The 18,725-nt window shown below is 52.5% G+C and carries 13 protein-coding genes; 8 read left to right on the forward strand and 5 right to left on the reverse strand.

Translation table 11 applies throughout. From position 1 onward, the window contains the following. The first annotated feature begins 42 nt into the window (after positions 1–42). The 3 genes from murI to ACOQPU_RS18280 all read left to right on the forward strand — a co-directional run bounded on the left by murI (position 43) and on the right by ACOQPU_RS18280 (position 3,999). Complete coding sequence (gene murI, locus ACOQPU_RS18270) at positions 43–873, forward strand: glutamate racemase (RefSeq protein WP_420641267.1); 831 nt, start codon at positions 43–45, stop codon at positions 871–873. Positions 874–958: 85 nt separating this feature from the next. Then, complete coding sequence (locus ACOQPU_RS18275; RefSeq protein ID WP_420641268.1) at positions 959–1,384, forward strand: pyridoxamine 5'-phosphate oxidase family protein; 426 nt, start codon at positions 959–961, stop codon at positions 1,382–1,384. A gap of 137 nt (positions 1,385–1,521) precedes the next feature. Continuing rightward, positions 1,522–3,999: an ATP-dependent Clp protease ATP-binding subunit gene (locus ACOQPU_RS18280; protein ID WP_420641269.1), complete on the forward strand. Its 2,478-nt coding sequence runs from the start codon at positions 1,522–1,524 to the stop codon at positions 3,997–3,999. A 62-nt stretch (positions 4,000–4,061) separates the two neighbouring features. On the opposite strand, the gene ACOQPU_RS18285 is transcribed toward ACOQPU_RS18280, so the two are convergent. The 3 genes from ACOQPU_RS18285 to ACOQPU_RS18295 all read right to left on the reverse strand — a co-directional run bounded on the left by ACOQPU_RS18285 (position 4,062) and on the right by ACOQPU_RS18295 (position 8,699). Continuing rightward, on the reverse strand, positions 4,062–4,622 hold the full coding sequence (locus ACOQPU_RS18285) for an ANTAR domain-containing response regulator (protein ID WP_420641270.1): 561 nt from the start codon (positions 4,620–4,622) through the stop codon (positions 4,062–4,064). A gap of 155 nt (positions 4,623–4,777) precedes the next feature. Continuing rightward, the gene (locus ACOQPU_RS18290) at positions 4,778–6,415 is read right to left on the reverse strand and encodes a GAF domain-containing protein (protein ID WP_420641271.1); all 1,638 of its coding nucleotides are present in this window, start codon (positions 6,413–6,415) and stop codon (positions 4,778–4,780) included. Between the two features lie 100 nt (positions 6,416–6,515). Next, the gene (locus ACOQPU_RS18295) at positions 6,516–8,699 is read right to left on the reverse strand and encodes a glutamine synthetase III (RefSeq protein WP_420641272.1); all 2,184 of its coding nucleotides are present in this window, start codon (positions 8,697–8,699) and stop codon (positions 6,516–6,518) included. Between the two features lie 767 nt (positions 8,700–9,466). Here ACOQPU_RS18295 and ACOQPU_RS18300 point away from each other — a divergent pair. The 5 genes from ACOQPU_RS18300 to ACOQPU_RS18320 all read left to right on the forward strand — a co-directional run bounded on the left by ACOQPU_RS18300 (position 9,467) and on the right by ACOQPU_RS18320 (position 15,952). Further along, a complete protein-coding gene (locus ACOQPU_RS18300) occupies positions 9,467–10,876 on the forward strand; it encodes a flippase (protein WP_420641273.1) in 1,410 nt (469 codons plus the stop codon). A 13-nt stretch (positions 10,877–10,889) separates the two neighbouring features. Then, on the forward strand, positions 10,890–11,972 hold the full coding sequence (locus ACOQPU_RS18305) for a GNAT family N-acetyltransferase (RefSeq protein WP_420641274.1): 1,083 nt from the start codon (positions 10,890–10,892) through the stop codon (positions 11,970–11,972). Positions 11,973–12,074: 102 nt separating this feature from the next. Then, positions 12,075–13,358: an ATP-grasp domain-containing protein gene (locus ACOQPU_RS18310; protein ID WP_420641275.1), complete on the forward strand. Its 1,284-nt coding sequence runs from the start codon at positions 12,075–12,077 to the stop codon at positions 13,356–13,358. Between the two features lie 100 nt (positions 13,359–13,458). After that, positions 13,459–14,127: a hypothetical protein gene (locus ACOQPU_RS18315; protein ID WP_420641276.1), complete on the forward strand. Its 669-nt coding sequence runs from the start codon at positions 13,459–13,461 to the stop codon at positions 14,125–14,127. A gap of 58 nt (positions 14,128–14,185) precedes the next feature. Then, complete coding sequence (locus ACOQPU_RS18320; protein WP_420641277.1) at positions 14,186–15,952, forward strand: hypothetical protein; 1,767 nt, start codon at positions 14,186–14,188, stop codon at positions 15,950–15,952. Here the strand turns inward: ACOQPU_RS18320 and ACOQPU_RS18325 are convergent. Then, on the reverse strand, positions 15,949–16,881 hold the full coding sequence (locus ACOQPU_RS18325; protein WP_420641278.1) for a hypothetical protein: 933 nt from the start codon (positions 16,879–16,881) through the stop codon (positions 15,949–15,951). The two genes, ACOQPU_RS18320 and ACOQPU_RS18325, sit on opposite strands and share 4 nt — an antisense overlap. Positions 16,882–16,962: 81 nt before the next feature. Further along, positions 16,963–18,360, reverse strand: coding sequence for an ammonium transporter (locus ACOQPU_RS18330; RefSeq protein ID WP_420641279.1), 1,398 nt, complete (start codon positions 18,358–18,360; stop codon positions 16,963–16,965). Positions 18,361–18,725: the final 365 nt, after the last annotated feature.

Raw genomic sequence — 18,725 nt, forward strand, 5'->3', positions numbered from 1 at the left:
AGCCGTTGATAACTGTTTACTGAAAACTGGTATATAAAAAACGTGACGCAACGACATCCAATTGGTGTTTTCGATTCTGGCGTAGGTGGTTTGTCTGTGCTGCGTCATTTGCGGACGCAGCTGCCTGCGGAGCAGTTTATTTACCTGGCAGACCAGGGGCATGTGCCTTATGGTTCTCGTTCCGCCACAGAAATCATCCAGTTTAGCCAGGGCATGACCCACTTTTTTTTGCAACTGAATGTGAAGGCGATTGTTATTGCCTGCAACACAGCCTCGGCAGCGGCATTGAGCCTGCTGCGGGAGCAGTTTGAGCTGCCGTTTGTGGGCATGGAGCCAGCTGTGAAACCCGCTGCCGAGCAAACAAAAAGCGGCAAGGTTGGCATCCTGGCGACAGGTGGCACCTTTGCCAGCGATCGGTATGCGCGCTTGACGGCTAAATATGCACAGGGAATCTCTGTTCAGGAGGATCCCTGCGTTGGGCTGGTGCCGGAAATTGAGGCGGGGCGATTGGACAGCCCCAAAGTGCATCACATTTTGCAGCGTGCGCTTGCTCCCATGCTGGCTGCGGGGGTGGATACGGTTGTGCTAGGCTGTACGCATTACCCGTTTGTGCTGCCAATGGTGGCAGAAATTGCGGGAACGGCCGTATCCATCATCGATCCTTCACCGGCTGTGGCCCGCCAAACAGGCGTAGTGCTGCGTCGGGACAATTTGCTGGCAGATACGACCCAATCTGGCAGCGTGCGTTTTGTCACTAGCGGCAATGCTTCTTCGTTGGCACGGCAAGTAGAGCAGTTGTTGGGATGGAATGGTGTCGTGGTGGAAACGGCCGTTTGGGCCAAGGAGCAGTTATCCCTAATCGGATATCCTTAAACAATTACCGTTCACCGAATACCGTACGCGAAGCGGTCGCATAGCGACATTACCGATTACCAAGTTTTTTCGTATAATCTCACTTGTGAGACGACAAAATCCAGACCGCTGGCGAGCAATTGAAGGACGTTTGGGGCGCGAGATGACCATTTGGCTGGCAACCGTGCGCTTCGACGGCCGTCCCCATCTGGTGCCTGTCTGGTTTGTCTGGCTCGAAAGAAAACTGTACTTCGCCACTGGCAGCGACACCCAAAAATTCACCAATATGTATCGCAATCAATCTGTATCGCTCTCACTGCCAGACCCTCAAAACGTAATCATCATCGAAGGGGAGGCACATGTCGCTGACCACAACACTGTAGACGTGGTGGCAGATTATTTTTACCACAAGTACGAGTGGGATTTTCGATACGACGATACCGCCAAGTGGCGGCTTATTGAGGTGACTCCCTTTAAGATTTTGGTGTGGGGGGATGGTTACGATGAAATAGACGGTATTCGCGTGCTTTAGGGAGTGTTAATGAAACCGTCCCAGATTCTTACGTGAATCCAATTGTTTCTGGGTAAAGTTACGGCCGTATTTTGCCGCAATGGGTAAAAACACAGAAAGAAACCCTTGCGGCCCGAAGAAAACAGAAGGAAATAAACATGCGATTTGACAGATTTACGGAACGTGCCCAGGATGCGGCCGCTAGAGCTTATGAACTGACCCAAGAGTACGGCCACACCCAGGTTGATACAGAACACCTTTTCCTAGCACTCATGCGGCAAGACGATGGTGCCGTTCCTCAACTGCTTGACCAGCTTAAAATTGACGCTTCCGCTATTCAGCAGCGTTTAGAAGAGGAGCTGCGCAACAGCCCCAAAGTCTCCGTGTACGGCGGCGGCGTAGGGCAAATCTTTTACACACCGCGCATTCGTACCGTATTGGAATTAGCGCAAGGCGAAGCCAATCGGCTGAAAGACGAATTCATCTCCACAGAGCATCTCTTTTTGGCGATTTTGAGTGAACGGAACACCCCCTCTGCCCGCATTTTGCAAGAGTTTGGCGTGACCCGTGAGCGCGTGCTGAACAGTATTCAGGAGCTGCGTGGCGGCGCGCGCGTGACAGACAGGCAGGCAGAGAGCCGCTACCGCACGCTAGACAAATACAGCCGTGATCTCACCCAGCTTGCCCGCGAAGGCAAGCTGGACCCTGTGATTGGGCGAGATGACGAGATTTTGCGCGTGGTGCAGGTACTCAGCCGTCGCACTAAAAACAACCCCGTTCTTATTGGTGAGGCTGGCGTAGGGAAAACTGCCATTGTGGAAGGATTGGCGCAAAAAATAAACAAAAATGACGTGCCAGAAAACTTGCTCAACAAAAAGGTCGTTTCGCTCGATTTGGGCGCGATGATTGCGGGCAGTCGCTTCCGGGGTGAATTTGAAGAGCGGCTAAAGGCGTCTATGGAAGAGATTCAGCGGGCGCAAGGCGAAATAATCCTCTTCATTGATGAATTGCACACCGTTGTGGGTGCTGGCTCTGCTCAGGGCGCAATGGACGCCAGCAATATGCTAAAGCCAGCCCTGGCGCGTGGCGAACTGCAATGCGTGGGGGCCACCACGTTGGATGAGTATCGCCAATACATTGAAAAAGATAGCGCACTGGAGCGTCGTTTTGCCCCAGTATTTGTTGATGAACCGTCGGTTGATGACACAATCGAGATGCTGCGTGGCCTGCGTGGGCAGTATGAGCAACACCACAAAGTCACTTATGCAGACGAGGCGTTGGTTTCGGCCGTCAAGCTCTCGCAACGATATGTGATGGATCGACGATTGCCTGACAAGGCAATTGATTTGATGGATGAGGCAGCAGCCAAGTTACGCGTGGCCCTCCATACGCTGCCAGCAGAGCTAAAGGCCCTCAAAATTGAAGTAGACAAGCTCAACAGTGCAGAGGAAGAAGCACACACCGTCCGTGATTATGAGCGTGCTGCCACGGTGCGGGCTGAACGACTTCGCTTAGAAGGCGAGTTTGCGGCTGCTCGTGAAAAATGGCAGTCAGAAAATGAGCTTGATGAGGTTGTCACCGAAGATGATATCGCGGGTGTGGTAGCCTCATGGACGGGCATTCCTGTCACGCAGATGATGGAAACGGAAGCTGAGAAGCTGCTGCACATGGAAGAGCGTTTGCATGAGCGTATTGTGGGGCAAGATAAGGCCATTGTGGCTTTATCTGACGCGATTCGCCGCAGCCGGTCTGGCCTGGCCGATCCGCGTCGTCCAATTGGTTCGTTTATCTTTTTGGGTAGCTCTGGTGTGGGCAAGACGGAATTGGCGAAGGCGCTGGCTGAGTTTTTGTTTGATGATGAGGATGCCCTGATTCGTGTAGACATGAGTGAATACCGAGAGCAACATACGGTGAGCCGCCTGTTTGGTGCGCCTCCTGGGTATGTTGGTTACGATCAGGGTGGCCAGTTGACGGAGCAGGTGCGCAGACGGCCGTATTCTGTCGTACTGTTCGATGAAATTGAGAAGGCCCACCCGGATGTCTGGAATGCGCTGTTGCAACTTTTGGACGACGGCCGTCTCACCGATGGCCAGGGGCGTCTGGTAAACTTCCGTAACGCTGTGATTGTGATGACCAGCAATGTAGGTACTTCGTTTGTCCACAGTTCCGGCGCCCTTGGCTTTGCCGGTATGCGGGACTCTGACGAAGCTGCTGATCACAAGCGAATTGAAGAAGCACTCAAGAAAACGTTCCGCCCAGAATTTATCAACCGGATCGATGAGATCATCATCTTTGAGCCGTTAAGCGAAGCGCATGTAGTTGAGATTGTGACGATGCAAATGAAAGAAGTTCAGGAGCGTTTGTCTGAGCAAGGCGGTTTGTCCATCATCCTGACGGAAGCTGCCCAGCGTTGGCTAGCCAGGCAAGGCTTCGATGAAGATTTCGGCGCACGGCCGTTGCGGCGGGCGTTGCAACGCTTTGTAGAAAGCCCACTTTCGGTGAAGCTGCTGAAAGGTGAATTTGCTGCTGGTGATGTTGTTCACATCGACGAAGTGGATGATGCGCTTGTGTTTCAGAAGGCAGGCGGTGCTCCCATAGAAAGTTCACAATTGGTTGAAGAACCACTTGATGTGTAACGTGAGGTAAGGAAATTGACGCGCCCTCTCCAGGTTTTGGGGAGGGCGTTTTTTGATCTGGGTTAGCTGGGGTTTTGTTTGAGGATGGCCGTGGCGACAGCGCGCAGGCTGATACGGCCGTTCCGAGCCTGCTGCTGCAACGTTTTGTAAGCCTCTTCTTCACTCAGTCCGGTAGCCATTAGCCGGGCTTTTGCTTTGTCCAGCAGCTTGCGCGTTTCCAGGGCGTCGGCCAGCTTGGCCGCTTTCTCTTTTAATGCCTGACTATCCTGAAATCGTTTGGTGGCCACGCTAATTGCGGCAGATAGAGCTTCTGGCTCTACCGGCTTGATGAGATAGCCGTGGATTGGCAGGTCGCTTGCTTTGTCAATCAGGTCTTGCTCGCTAAAGGCGGTGAGCAGCAGAATGGGCATTGGCTGGATACGGGCCAACGTTTTGGCAGCCTGCAACCCATCGGTAAACGGCATTTTGATGTCCAAAATGGCCAAGTCGGGCTGGCGGCGACGGGCCATTTCTAAGGCTTCACGGCCGTTTGTCGCTGCCAGCACTTCATGTCCCATCTCTTGCAGGATTGCTTTCAGCCCCATGCGGATGATCGACTCGTCGTCAGCGATTAAGATGCGCATGAGGGGGATTGTAGTTTGCAAGTGGGCAAGTGGGCAAGTTTGCAGGCGGAAAGCTGGTGTGAATAAATTTTTATTACGAAGGGACGAAGAAACCAAGAAACAAAGGGTTCACTCCACTGTGTTCCTTCCTGCCTTTGTTCCTTTGTATAAATTCTTCATCCAATTTCCTGCTCAATGGTTCGGGGGAGGCGGAGGCTGATTTCGGTGCCGCCATTGGGAGGACGATTGAATTTGAGACGGCCGTTCAAATCTTCCTGCACCAACGTTTCTACAATTTCTAGTCCCAGCCCTGGGGTAACGTTGGTGGGCAAGCCACGGCCGTTGTCGCGCACGATGATGATGATTTGTTCAGGCGAGCGGCCTAGCGACACTTCAATGTGGCCGGGAACAGACTGGACGCCAAAGGCGTGCTCCAGACTGTTTTGTACCAGTTCGTTTACCACTAGGGCGATGGCGGTGGCTGGCTTGCTAGGCAGCGTTAGAGCCTCACCAAACACGCGGATGGTGAGAGATTGGCCGGGAGGGGTCATTGTTTCTGCCGTTGTGCGCGTAATGCGCTCCAACACATCCTTCACATCGACCAGCCGGAACCCTTTTTCAGACAAAATCTCATGCACGGCGGCAATGCTGCGAATGCGGTGAATGTTGGTTTGCAGCACCTCGCGGGTGTCCAGTCGGTCAGCATCTCCTAGCTGAAGCTGCATGAGCATGGCCACCGTTTGCAGATTATTTTTGATGCGATGGTGCATTTCGCGAACAACGGCCGTATTGGTTACCAGCCGCGCATTTTCGATGGCTAGAGCCGTCTGGTTCGCCAATGTGGCAAACAATGTTTGTTGCTCGGTAGTGAACTGGCGTGACTCAGTTGTGTAGCAGTTAAATACCCCAATCACGCGGTCGCGCACGCTCAGCGGAACTGAGAGCAATGATACAAGCCCTTCCTGGCGGGCTAACGCTTGCCCCTGGTAGCGCGGGTCGGACTGCACATTGCCAATATAAATGGGTTGTCCGGTGTGCAGCACCGTGCCGATGACGCTGTGGATCGCACTGGTCGGCAGCGGTGGACGGTGTTCATAGGCGGTTTGGTCGCGCCGTGCCGAGCGGAGTTCCAGGTGGGTACCCGCATCGTTGAGGAGAAAAATAGCGCAGACGGCCGTATCCATCATCTTAGCCGCCATTTCCGTAACCACATCCAAAATGTCGTCCAGGTATTGCGGTGACGTCACCACTTCACTCACCTGCGCCAGAGCACGCATCTCTTCAATTTGGCGCGTTTGCTTGTCATAAAGTTGGGCTTTGGCCAATGCCCCCGCGGCAATATCCCCGATGAGCGAAAGCAACGCCACCTCGTTGGCATTGAAATCGTGCGGGGTGCGGGTTTGCACATTCATCGCCCCAATCAAGTTTGCCTCGATGTGTAGCGGGACGGCCAGCAGGGAGATGAAGGGGGTTTCCTCGGCCTCGTCTACCAACTTAAAATGCGGGTCGTGCTGGGCATCTCGGGCAAAAATTGGCTCGTTGCTCTCCACGGCAAAGCCAGTCATCCCTTCGCCAACGTTCAGGGTGGCCCGGCCCACCGCACGGCTGGCTAACCCCGTGCTGGCCCGTAACCGCAGCGTACGGCCGTCTGGGTCCAGCAGGTAAATTGTGCAGGAATCTACGTGCATCACTTCGGTCGTCTTTTGCACAATAAGGTTGAGCGTCGTGTCTAAATCCCAGGCGGTGCTAAGGGCGCGGGCGATTTCTCGCAGTGCCCCCAACGCTTGCGGGCGGGCAGATGGGGCAGTAAACATGGAAGGGATTATAGCAATGAAAGAGGAGAGAACGCAGGCGGCAGCAAAAAAGTAGCATGTGACAGTCCGTCCACATGCTACTTTTTTGCAGTTGCTTAAGTTACTTAATGAACAACATTTCCTGGTAAGATGGCAGCGGCCACAAATCATCGGCCACCATATTTTCCAACGTATCGGCATATTCGCGCACGGCATTCATCGCTGGGATGATTTTCTTCAGGGCATGATCCGCCTCTTCAAAGACGGACGCACCTTCATGTGCCAGAGTCATATCCAATTCGGCTGTACTGTCTTGCAGGCAGCGTACCAGTTCGGTAATGCGGTCCAGCGTGTTGGTATCGAAGGTGTAACCGACTGCTTTGAGGTTGGCGCAGGTCATGGCCAGTTCACTTTGGTAACGAATTGCGGCTGGGAAAATCATCGTCTTGGCAATTTTGGCCGTGAGCTTGGCTTCAACCGCCACCGCCATCGCGTATTGCTCCAGCTTCACTTCGACGCGGCTTTCTACCTCACGCGGGGAGAGGACGCGATACTTCTTGAACAGCTCGACGGCCGCTTCACTGCCAAACGCGGGAATTGCGTCCACGGAAGTGCGTAAGTTGGCCAGGCCGCGATCTTCTTCTGCCTCTTTGTGCCAGGCTTCTGAATACCCATCCCCATTAAAGATGATACGGCCGTGTTCCACCAAAATGTCTTGCAGCAAGCTCTGAATGGCTCCGTCCAGCTTGCTGGCATCGCCGTCCGTCGCCGCTTCCAGCTTGGTGGCAATGTAATCAATGGACTCGGCAATGATAGTGTTGAGCACCATGAGCGGCGTAGCAATAGATTGATTAGAGCCCACCGCGCGGAACTCAAACTTGTTGCCAGTGAAGGCGAACGGGCTGGTTCGGTTGCGGTCGCCGGAGTGTAATGGCAGCGGCGGCAATGTATCCACACCAATATTGAGTGTAGATTTTGCCTTTGAGCTTTTCGCTCCCCCCGCCTTTATTTGTTCAAACACGTCCGTTAGCTGGTCACCCAGAAAGATAGAAATGATAGCTGGCGGTGCTTCGTTTGCGCCCAGGCGATGGTCGTTGCCTGCCGAGGCGATAACAGAACGCAAAAGAGGAGCATGTTTGTCAACCGCACGAATAACCGCCGCACAGAAAACCAGAAAACGGGCGTTGTCGTGCGGCGTATCGCCCGGATCGAGTAGATTGCCAAGAGACGGGCTGCCGAAGGAGAAATTAACGTGCTTGCCAGAGCCATTGACGCCGGCAAACGGTTTTTCATGAGTCATGCAAACCATGCCATACTTTTCTGCCACACGCTTAAGCATGATCATCAACAATTGCTGGTGATCAGTGGCAACGTTGGCATTTTCGTAGACGGGTGCGACTTCAAACTGGCCAGGAGCCACTTCATTGTGGCGCGTTTTTACCGGCACGCCCAGTTTGTATAGCTCACGCTCAGTTTCCATCATGCAGGCCAGTACGCGCTCTGGGATGGCCCCAAAGTAATGATCATCAAACTCTTGGCCTTTGGCCGGGGCTGCACCAAACAGGGTGCGGCCAGCGGTCATGAGGTCTGGGCGAGCCAGGAAAAAGTTGCGGTCGATGAGGAAATATTCCTGTTCCGGGCCAGCAGTGGAGGCCACCAGGCTGCCATCTGCATCGCCAAACAGCTCTAGGACGCGCTGTGTCTGGGTGTTGAGTGCTTTCATGGCGCGAAGCAGGGGCGTCTTTTTGTCTAACGCCTCGCCAGTCCAGGAGACAAAAGCAGTGGGGATGCAAAGGGTGGTGCCGTTGGGGTTTTCTAGAATGTAGGCGGGGCTGGTAACATCCCAGGCAGTGTAGCCACGGGCTTCAAAGGTGGGGCGGATACCGCCAGTGGGGAAGCTAGAGCCATCTGGTTCACCCTGGATGAGCTGTTCGCCCGTGAATTCAGCAATGGCTGCGCCGTCGCCGTTGGGCGAAAGGAAGCTGTCGTGCTTCTCGGCGGTAAGGCCGGTGAGCGGGAAAAAGACATGGGCATAATGGGTAGCCCCTTTCTCAATAGCCCAATCTTTCATGGCAGAGGCAACCACATCGGCCGTGGAGGTATCTAGCGGTGCCCCTTTTTGGATGGTGCCCATGATGGATTTGTACACGGGCTTGGGCAGGCGCTGCTTCATAACGGCCGTACTAAACACGTTCGAGGCAAATAACTCTTTGGTTGGTGTTTCAGCAAAGTTCAGCGGTTCAGAAATTGGCTTGTAGTTAATCACTGCTGATATTGCATCTAATCTCGCTTTATTTCCACTCATTTTGTTCTCCTCAAAATATTCCTTTATTTCGTGAACCTCCCACAGGTTCATAAATTGTTTGCCTTTCTGGCAAAAACCTGCGGGAGGTCGCTGGTACAGGCTCTTGCCAACAAAAAAGACGCCTCCGCTCAGAATGCCTTTTGGGGGTTTCTGGGCAGGGGCGTCTTGGCCTTAACAACTATTTTATTTACAAGTTAGCAATTTTAGCTGTGGCGCATAGGTTCGTCAAATAGATGATCTGTGGCAAAATATACGGGATGCCCTTGTGCAAATTGACCAAAAAACAATGGCCAACCTTTGGCGAGGCGGCGCGGCAGTGCAACGTCATTACTTGACATATAACATAGATACTATAAGATTGCCGCGCTTTATTGTAAAAGCCAAGAAGCATCTTGAACGAAAAATAATTTGGCTTTTACTTGAGCAAACCACAGAGAAATCGTGCTTTGGTTTTCAAAGCTCTTGCTGTGCTTTGCTACATTTGGGAAGAAGTGGCATTGTAAAACTGCAAGAAATTTGGTTGCGGCCGCTGGTTTGAATCCCTGCGCTGCTTGGCGTTTCCCTCAGATTCAACCAGAAACGCAGTTTGGTTGTCCCTGATTTCACCTGCTCCCTGAACCAACCGCCCGTTTGCTTTGGCGAAGAGCTAGCAAAAGCTGGCTGCAATCGAACAAAAAAATCCATTGGTAGTGTGTTTATTTGGAAATTGCTCTCCGTTCATCGCTAATCAGCATGTGGCTTTGGTCACGGCCGTTTATAGGGAATGTATGTGGCAGTTAGCTAAAAATTTAGCGGCACTGCTTGTCGGAACGGCCGTTATGCGGCTGATTGGCTTGGCGACCACTCTGTTTGTGGCGCGTGCGCTCGGCCCAGATCGCTTCGGCGAATTTTCCTTCGCCTTTACCGCCTTTGTTTTATTTAGCCTGGTGGCGAACCTGGGGTTAGAGAATTTGGTAGTGCGCCGGGTTGCTCGGCACGAAGGTGAGCTAACCCTCTTCTTGGGGGACGCCGCGTTGATCAAGCTGCTGGCAGTGCCAGTTGGGCTTTTGATTGTTTGGGTGCTGAACGGACAAACGCGCATCCCGTTTTGGCTAACATTATGGCTAGCTGGCTACGGGCTGGGCCACGCGCATTTGATGTTTCAATGTGCGGTGTTTCGTGGCTTGGAGCGGATGGAGCGGCAAACCTGGCTGGTGTCACTGGAAGCGGTTTTGATTTTTGTGGGGGCGTTTACGGCCGTTCGCTTGTTCGACAGCCCCACTTGGGTAGCAGGAGCCTACTGTTTTGGGGCTTGGGGGGCGTCGTTACTGGGGCATTTATGGCTGCGGCAGCAAGTAGGAAGGTTACAGTATCGTCTAGACACCTCCCGGCTGCGTGTATTACTGCGCCAGACGCTTCCCTTCAGCTTGGGCATCACCGGATTTTTGCTATTTGATCGGCAAGCATCGCTGTTGGTTTACTTGTTTGATTCGGAAACGGCCGTTGGCTGGTACAACGCCGTCTATTTCCTCATTTTGGCCACGTCCAACGTGCCCATGATTGTGCTGAATGCACTTTTCCCTCATCTTTCTCGTGAAGGCGTGCAGCCCAATAAGCAGCAGCTTCAGCACACAATTCGTACCGCCCTTCGCTATTTGAACATTATCAGCTTTCCCGTGGCTATTTGCTTCTTTGCCCTGGCACCAACCATCATCCAGCTATTTTACGGCGAGGCGTATTTACCCGCTGTGCCGGTGATGCGTCTGCTGGCGTTGGGCATTCCGGGGCTGTTCATTACCGTCTTTTTGCACGGTACGCTGCAAAGCAACGACCGGCAGACCGTCACAGCCTGGGGCGTGTGGCTTGGCTTGTTGTCACTGCCCGCTGTCGCCTGGGTAATCAGCCGAGGCGGCGTGCTGTGGGGAGCCTGGGCATATGCCATTACAACCAACCTGTTGGCCATCCTGTTTTTGATCTTCATTTGGCAAGACGTGCGCCGCCTGGATTGGCGCAACAGCTTTGCATCGCCATTGGTGGCCGCTGGGGGAATGGTGATCATTTTTGCAGTGGGGCAGGTGATGCCCTGGCCGCTGCTAACGGGGTTGGCACTGCTTGGCTATGCGCTGGTGCTGTGCGCCAATGGGCTGATCCGGGCGGAGCTACGTGGTTTGTTGACCCGTCAGTTGGCAAAACTATGAACCAAATGATTTTATGACAGAGCTTACGTATCGTGTACAGGTAGACAGGATTATTGAGGCAGTCGATGGCGCAGCGTGGGATGCGTTGTGTGGGGAACGGCCGTTTACCACTGTCTATTGGCTCAAATTTTTGGAGCTGGTTTTTTTGGATTATGAGCCTACCTATCTTCAGCTTTGGCAGGGGGAGCAGTTGGTCGCGGGGGCCGTTTGCCTGCCGCAGCAGCACTTCCATTTATCCGCTTACCTGAAAAATAAAGTTTTACATAATGTTGCGGCACGGGCGTTGGCCTGGCTGCCACCGTATGCATGTGTGCTGCCCCTGTTCTTGCGAGACGGCTTGCTGCTGCATCCGGAGGTGGAAACGGGCGTTTGGCTTCCCATCCTCCTGGCAGAAATTGAGAAGCTGTCGCGCCAGCGGTGGGCACCTTTTACTTATTTAGGCAACCTCTCAGCAGAAATGGGTATTGTTGGGCAGCAGCATGCCTTTGTTACATTGCCCATCCTTCAAGACACTTATCTCAACATCGTTTGGGACAATTTTGATGATTACCTGCGCCATCTGACGGCCAAACGACGAAAACGAGTAAAAACATATCGTCAGAATGCCCAAGAGGCTGGCGTGGTGATGCATGAAGCGACGTTGGAATCATCATTGCGGCCGCAGATCGAGGGGCTGATGTATGGCGTGGCAGCGAAACATGCCAACGTGTTATTGTATCGCCCAGACTTTTTGCAACGCGCCAACGATTATTTACTGCCAGAGACAGTTTGCGCGTTGGTTGCCTGCGTAGACCAGGAACCAGCAGCTTGTATTACGCTTTTTCATAGCGGTGGTGAAATGGTGGCAAAGTGGAGCGGCATGAATTATGCGTTGACCCATAAATCCTACGCCTACCACTATTTGATGATTGAAATTGTGAGAAAAGCAATCGAGCTGGGCGTTAAACGGCTAGATTTGGGGCCAACCTCTTACGTATTGAAGCGACAGCTAGGGGCCACTTTTGAAGACCGTGTGGCCGGTTTAAAGGTGGGTATACGGCCGTTCAATACTCTGTTTCGGCAACTGATGGTCAGCAAAATGGCGGCAGATGCCTAGGTCTGAGCAAAGGTTATTTGTAGGCATTTGCGAGTGAGAAAACGAACCACAGCAATAAAATGTTGGCGCGATTGTAAACGCTTATTTTTGAGGAGGTAACGCTTGACCATTACCAATAACGGCCGTGTTTTTCTAACGGATGGCGTCATACGTCGCACGCTGGCAGCGGCCCGTGCCCTGGGCAAAGAAGGCGTTCCCGTCACCTGTGGGGAAGAGACAAGGGGCAATCTCACATTTCTCTCCCGCTACTGTGACAATCGCTTCAAATACCCATCGCCGCGCAAGAAAACGGCCGCATTTGTTGCCGCGCTGGTGGAATACCTCACGCGAAACCCCCATGAAGTTCTTATGCCCATGGAACAAGACTCGCTGGATATTATTCTCAGCCGTCGGGCCGACTTTGAGGCGGTCACCAGGCTACCGTTTGTAGACAACGCCACCTATCGCGTCTTCCGCGACAAGGCGCAAACGGTGAAACTGGCAGAAAAAATCGGCATTCCCCATCCCAAAACCGTCTTTCCCACAAACCCAAACAGCCTGGCAGAAGAGGTTATTGGCCTGAAGTTCCCGGTGGTCATTAAACCGCGTGGCAACTGGGCCAGCCGGGGGGTCGAGGTGGCTCACAATTTGGCAGAGTTGGAAACGCTGTTTGCTGACGTTCATGCGGAATTTCCTTTCCCACTCATTCAGGAGAAGATTCCACCGGGGGAGCAATACCATGTTTGTTGCTTGATGGATGAGAACTCAAAGTTAACGGCCGTTTGTACCCAAAAAGAGCTCCGCCATCACCCCCACTTTGAAGGCATCGGTGCCAGCACCGTCCAGATGAGCGTTGACCGACCTGATTTGGTAGACCTGACTGTGCAACTGCTCCAGGCCAACAACTGGTACGGCGTTGCCAACTCAGACATCATGATAGACCCGCGCAACAGCACCCCCATGCTCATGGAAGTAAATCCCCGCTTTTGGGGGCCGCTGCAATCCAGCATCCATGCCGGAGTCAACTTCCCACATTTGCTTTACCGACTAGCCCGTGGTGAAAAAGTAGACCCTGTGCTCACCTACAAGCTCGGCGTTATAAATCGTTCTTTCTTGCCGTACGACATCCTCCACTTCCTATCAAATCCAGAGCGGTTCAGGCTCCAACCAAGTTTTTTCGACTTCTTTGGAGAAAATGTGCATTTCGACATTTTATCCTGGCGCGATCCGCTGCCCGTGCTGGGCTTTGGTCTTACTGTGGGCCGCTACCTGTTCGACCCCGAAGTATGGGCGCGTCTGGCGCACATGGAGCGATTTGGTGCCTTTTTGGCGAAGGTATCTGGTCAAGAAAAAATTACCCAACAAAACCCGTTCGACTTGCAAAGCAAATCACAGAAGCGATTTTGAAAACCGAAGCGTAATGCCTATGTGATCTGCTCAGGTAAAAACCAATTTTGAGAGCATTCTAATTCAAAATCCATTTTGGTTTTTACAAAAGATGGAGAAATTGAAAAAAATGTTACTGGATAAAGTTCGTGAAAACAGTGTTGCCGTCGTTTCGTTTGTAATTGCTGTCATCTTGGCAGGCATCATCCTGTTTGTGCTGCCCCAGGAGCGCGAGGTGCGCAGTTTGGGAATCTTTTTATTCAAACTGCTGCCGTTCCTATTTGCTAGTTTGGCTATTGCCTCGGTAAAGCGGGATGTGCTGCAAAACAAATATTTTCAATATTTGCTCATCATCGGCAGCTACTTGTTGTTTTTTACCTATCTGATTCCCAAGATCATTTTCCATAGAGGGGCGTTTGAAGAGTTGTACAACATTCTGCTCATAACCGCGCCATACATCATTTTGTGTTTTGTGCTGGCGTACCGGCTGGGTGGTGCCAATGGCAATCAAACATTCCGGCTATCTATTGCCCTGCTTTTGATTATGGTTTCTGGCATTGAGGATTTGGCTTATTTTACGGTGAATTATGACCCTACCTGGGTTTTCCCGGAGCGATGGGAGTGGGTGACGCATATCGCGGTTCGCATTGGGCGCGCCCCCACCCGCAACGAGATTATTGTCTTTGCCATTGTGCATTTTATTTTGGCATTTGGCGTGTTGGTTCTGCCTTTTGAAAAACTAAAACGGTATTTCCGGCCAGCGCAATGGCAACTGCTAGCGCAGGATTAAGCAAATTGGTCACAAGTAACGAACAACAAAACTGAAAACGGCCGAGGAGGTGGAACCAATGAAAGTTGTACTTGTCGGGGAGTTTTCGCCACCATTTGATGCGTTGACACTTTACAACTTAACTCTGGCAGAAAAACATCAGGCGGCGGACGATCAGACTGAAATTGTCGATATGATGGTTTTGAATGAGGCTGGGGGCAGTCATTTTATGGCGTTTTTGCGGCAGCTTTTTGTGGCGGCTCGCGGTGCAGAACGTATTCATTATTTAACGCATGGGTACGATCGTACATCTATCTTCTACCTGTTTTTTGCACTACTTCTTGGTTGGCTACGCGGTAGTGCTGTCGATGTTACCATTCATCCTGAACTGTTTGCGTTCTTTGGGCCATTGCGAAGCCATCATGTGGGGAAGCCGCTGCTGCGCCTTTGCTTTCGCTGGGCCAGCATCATTTATTGCGGTAATGAGACGGTGGCAGAGACAGTTGTGTTGCTGGGTGGGGCAGAAGAGAAATGTGTGGTGCAACGGCCGTATCTACCGTGGCCTGAAACCCCATTGCAGCAGCCCGAGTTGGCAGCGTTTGTCGAGAGCAATCCATCGTTGGTGTTGCTGTTTGTCTCTGAAGAGAGTCGTTTTTTGCGCAGTGAAGCGGTGGCTTTGGTGCGACGCTGGTACGGTCTGCAATCCCCTAGTTTTGTCATCATACCAGAAGCCGGGGTGAATGTGCATGAGATTGCCGGATTGCAAGAGGAGCAATATTTTGTGTGGCAAGAGTGCTGCCGCGCCGAGATTACCTATTTGCTTTCGCGGGCGTCGTTGGTGATACGGCCGTTGCAATGTATGGGGCAGTCGTTTGTGCCAGATTACGCCTTCATGCTAGAACGGCCGCGCCGGGTGGGTGACTATTTTGACACGGGCTTGGGGTTAACCATTATTCGCAAGGGCAAGGGGCTGAGTGGCCAATTTGTGAGCCAGCCCCTTAGCAGCCAGCCCGCACCGCTAAACCAGCGCATTCTGGATGTGTTGCCTCAGGTTGGCCGTGCCCTGTTTTTAGGTGTTTTTAGCCCCACCGCCGATGAGGAGACGATGATCAACCAAGCCTTCTGCCTGGAAATGGAAAGGGCTGGCCTTACCGTGGCAAGCATTAAAATGCCGGAGGACAATTTTGACAGCCAGCAGAGCGGCAGCTTTATAACCTTTTTAGGCAAGATTAGTCGGCTGCTCAAGCAAAATGATTTGCTACTTTATTCCACGCAAGGGTTTACACGGCCAAGCCTGCTGCTGCTGCTGGGCAGCACGGTGCTCGGCTGGCTGCGCGGCAAAAAGGTGTATGTATTGTTTCAGAGGGATGCGTTCAGCTTTTTTACGCAGCTACGCAGTCGGAATGCGGGGTTGCCGCTGCTCTTTACGGCATTCACCCTGGCTGAGGGCATTCTCACGATGGACGAAGATAGCTATCGCGCTGCCTTGCAGTACAAAAACGCCCCGGAAAAGTTTCATATTATCCAGCCGGATTGGTCCCAGCTATGCCCAAAGACAAAGCCAACATTGGCACCCACAACGGCCGTTTTGCCCCAAAATGATTCCGCCTTTTCTACCCAGCTTGCGTCTGGGTTAGCCCAAAAGGCGGTTTGGCAAACATCTGACCAGCTACGTTCATTTCGGGTACGGCCGTTGCAGTGCAATGGTGAGTTAGTCGCTCATGAGCAAGCCGCACTCATTGAACCATCAGCAGCGGAGAATGACGAGATGGATTCTGCTGGCGTCATCGTCATCCCTAAAGCAAATCCCCAAAGCCTGGATAGCTTGCTGGGTGGGACTAATTAAGCAGGCACCAGCTCTCTGCGGAGGAAGTCTGCGAGGATGCGCTGCTCCAGCTCAGCTTTGGTCCGACCTAGATACAAACCAAAACGATTTTCTTCCAGGCGTGACTCGACGGCTAGCCAAACTGCATCGTCCCGATAGCAGGGAAGGGCCACCCCGGTTACCGTGATGGGCGGATCTTCTTTTAACAAGCCTTGCAAAGCGTCCCACTGGTCGGGAAAGAGGCGGTCGGCTCGGAGATCGTAATTTTGTTGTAAACGGCCGTCTGCTAACAGAGCCGTTGCCACCGCTTCGCACAAAAGCATCACTTCACGCCCATCACTTTTTACAACTTCACGCCGCTCATCGGCGGCATAGGCGTAAATCTTCTGGCCATCCCCCGATTCAAATACAGGTGCCCAAAAATCAACTTCGCCAGGTACGCGCTTTTTCAGGTAAAACAACGGCCGTCGCAAAGCCAGCGTGTGCATATTCACCCCACGCACGTGCAGCTTGTCGCTAGGGCCAGCTGCACCCAAAATACCCGCATCATGTAAATAATCTGTCAGATATTCCCGCACCTTGGCCAGCTCCACATGGCGGAAGATGGGGCCACCGGGCGTGGTGGCCGTCACCTCGCTGCCGATTGTGTACACCGGATAAATTCCTCGGGCGCGACGGGCAATAAACAGGTAAGTTGGCAGCCGAGCCAGGTGAATCAACTGGACAAGCCGCTCCTGAATAGGAGCAAGCAATTCACTGGGATGTTCGCGTTCCAGCCGAACGCCCAGCAATTTTACGTAAAATTGCTTTTGCGTCCCTTGGTGGGCCACATAAATGGGGATTTCAAAGATGCTGCCCGCATGAACCGTGGAGGTGATTATTTCCACACGGGCAAGATATGGCACCTGGTCTGCGTTTACGGCCGTATTGCGTTCAAGTGTAATTCTCATAAGACCACTCCTGTAGCTGACGGATAGCACTTTGCCGTCCGCCAGCTACATCAACATTACTCTTTACAACTCACCAGATGATTAATCGCCAACAGTCGCCACGGCATCCTTAGCCGACGGCCCAAATTCTGGGTAGCTGGTGGTGAAATGTTCTGAAATGTCCAGCCCTTCGATCTCTTCTTCGGGAGAGACGCGAATGCCAATGGTCACTTTCATGAGGTAGAATAGGGTGCCCATCGTGATAAACGCCCAGGCAGAGATAACCACCGTGCCAAGCAGCTGAATGCCCAACTGGGCAAAGCCACCGCCGTAGAACAAACCCGCAATGGCACCCATGTCTGTCAGCGTTCCGGCAGCTGGGTAAGCAAAAAGACCAACCGCAATTGTGCCCCACATGCCGTTTAGACCGTGCACTGCTATGGCACCAACCGGATCATCTACTTTCAAAATGCGCTCTACAAAATCAATGCCGTAAACCAGCACTGGGCCCGCAATCAAGCCAATGAGGATGGCACCTACTGGCGTTACGTTCGCCGTACCGGCCGTAATTGCGACCAGGCCCCCCAAGGCACCATTTAACGCCATCTCTGTGGAGGGATGACCCACTTTTAGCCAGTTGACCAGCAGTGCCGAAATGGCTCCGGCCGCAGCCGCCAGCGTTGTGGTTACAGCCACAAAGGCAATGCCAGGATTCATGCCAGACAGCGTGCTGCCTGCGTTAAAGCCAAACCAGCCCATCCACAAAATGAAGACGCCCAATGCGGCCAGCGTCAGGCTGTGGCCAGGAATCGTGTTGCTGCTGCCATCCTTGTTGAACTTGCCAATGCGCGGCCCCAAAACTTTGGCCGCTGCCAGAGCCGCAAAACCGCCCACAGCATGAACAATTGTCGAACCAGCAAAATCGACAAAGCCCAGCTCGGCCAGCCAGCCGCCACCCCAATGCCAATGGCCAGAAATGGGGTAGATGAAGCCAGTAATTACGACGCTGTAAATCAAGTAAGATTTGAATTTGAGTCGTTCGGCTACTGCCCCAGAGACAATGGTAGCAGCGGCAGCCGCAAACATGAGCTGGAAGAGAAAATCTACCCAGCTATAGGCATCAAAGGCCGCCGGGTCCAATTCCGTTAAGAAAAAGTTGGAGGTGCCAATGAAGCCGCCCGCCGAGGAGCCGTACATGAGGCCAAAGCCCACCGCAAAAAAGAGCAGTGCGCCGCCCGAAAAGTCAATCAGGTTTTTCATGAGCAGGTTGGCGGCGTTTTTAGCGCGTGAAAAACCGCTCTCGACCATGGCAAAGCCCGCTTGCATCCAGAAGACTAGCACCGAACCCAGGAACAGCCAGATGGTGTCGATCTGTATCACCAGCGCGTCCACCGAGGTGTCTTGGGCGTAAGTGGGTTTGCTGCTGAGAATGAACAAAATGCCGAGGGCGACGGCCGTTGCCCCAATTTTTAACAGTCGCTTTTTATTTCTCTGAAACACAATCCTCTCCTTTTTCTACTTGTTGTTGTGACCAAACAAAAAATGCCTCCGCGAACTAGGTGCGTTTAAGGCAAAATCCTTGTTCGGGAGGCATCATGGCCAAAATTGATATTCAACTGTTTTCAACTTTAGCCCAGCAACGGCCGTTGCGTCAATCACACTTTCTCCCCCAAATTGGCAGAAAGATTTTTCTGTTGGCTTGGTGAAAATGCACAAAATCAAGTCGTCAACTCAACATAATCATTCAAAATGCGCAAAAATTCACAAATTACCGAATCAGCAGCAGCAGATTTCGTGCAAACTTGACGAACACAAAGAATGCTGCTGTTTTGTATACTTTTTTATACCCACGAAAAAGCTGCATC

Source organism: Candidatus Leptofilum sp., from assembly GCF_965223285.1.
In the GTDB taxonomy this organism is placed as follows: Bacteria; Chloroflexota; Anaerolineae; order Promineifilales; family Promineifilaceae; genus Leptofilum.

What these genes read in the sequence shown, in the direction of transcription:
- ACOQPU_RS18280 (WP_420641269.1), top strand. Translation starts at nt 1,522, where the DNA reads ATGCGATTTGACAGATTTACGGAACGTGCCCAGGATGCGGCCGCTAGA.
- ACOQPU_RS18285 (WP_420641270.1), bottom strand. Translation starts at nt 4,622, where the DNA reads ATGCGCATCTTAATCGCTGACGACGAGTCGATCATCCGCATGGGGCTG.
- ACOQPU_RS18290 (WP_420641271.1), bottom strand. Translation starts at nt 6,415, where the DNA reads ATGTTTACTGCCCCATCTGCCCGCCCGCAAGCGTTGGGGGCACTGCGA.
- ACOQPU_RS18295 (WP_420641272.1), bottom strand. Translation starts at nt 8,699, where the DNA reads ATGAGTGGAAATAAAGCGAGATTAGATGCAATATCAGCAGTGATTAAC.
- ACOQPU_RS18300 (WP_420641273.1), top strand. Translation starts at nt 9,467, where the DNA reads ATGTGGCAGTTAGCTAAAAATTTAGCGGCACTGCTTGTCGGAACGGCC.
- ACOQPU_RS18305 (WP_420641274.1), top strand. Translation starts at nt 10,890, where the DNA reads ATGACAGAGCTTACGTATCGTGTACAGGTAGACAGGATTATTGAGGCA.
- ACOQPU_RS18320 (WP_420641277.1), top strand. Translation starts at nt 14,186, where the DNA reads ATGAAAGTTGTACTTGTCGGGGAGTTTTCGCCACCATTTGATGCGTTG.
- ACOQPU_RS18325 (WP_420641278.1), bottom strand. Translation starts at nt 16,881, where the DNA reads ATGAGAATTACACTTGAACGCAATACGGCCGTAAACGCAGACCAGGTG.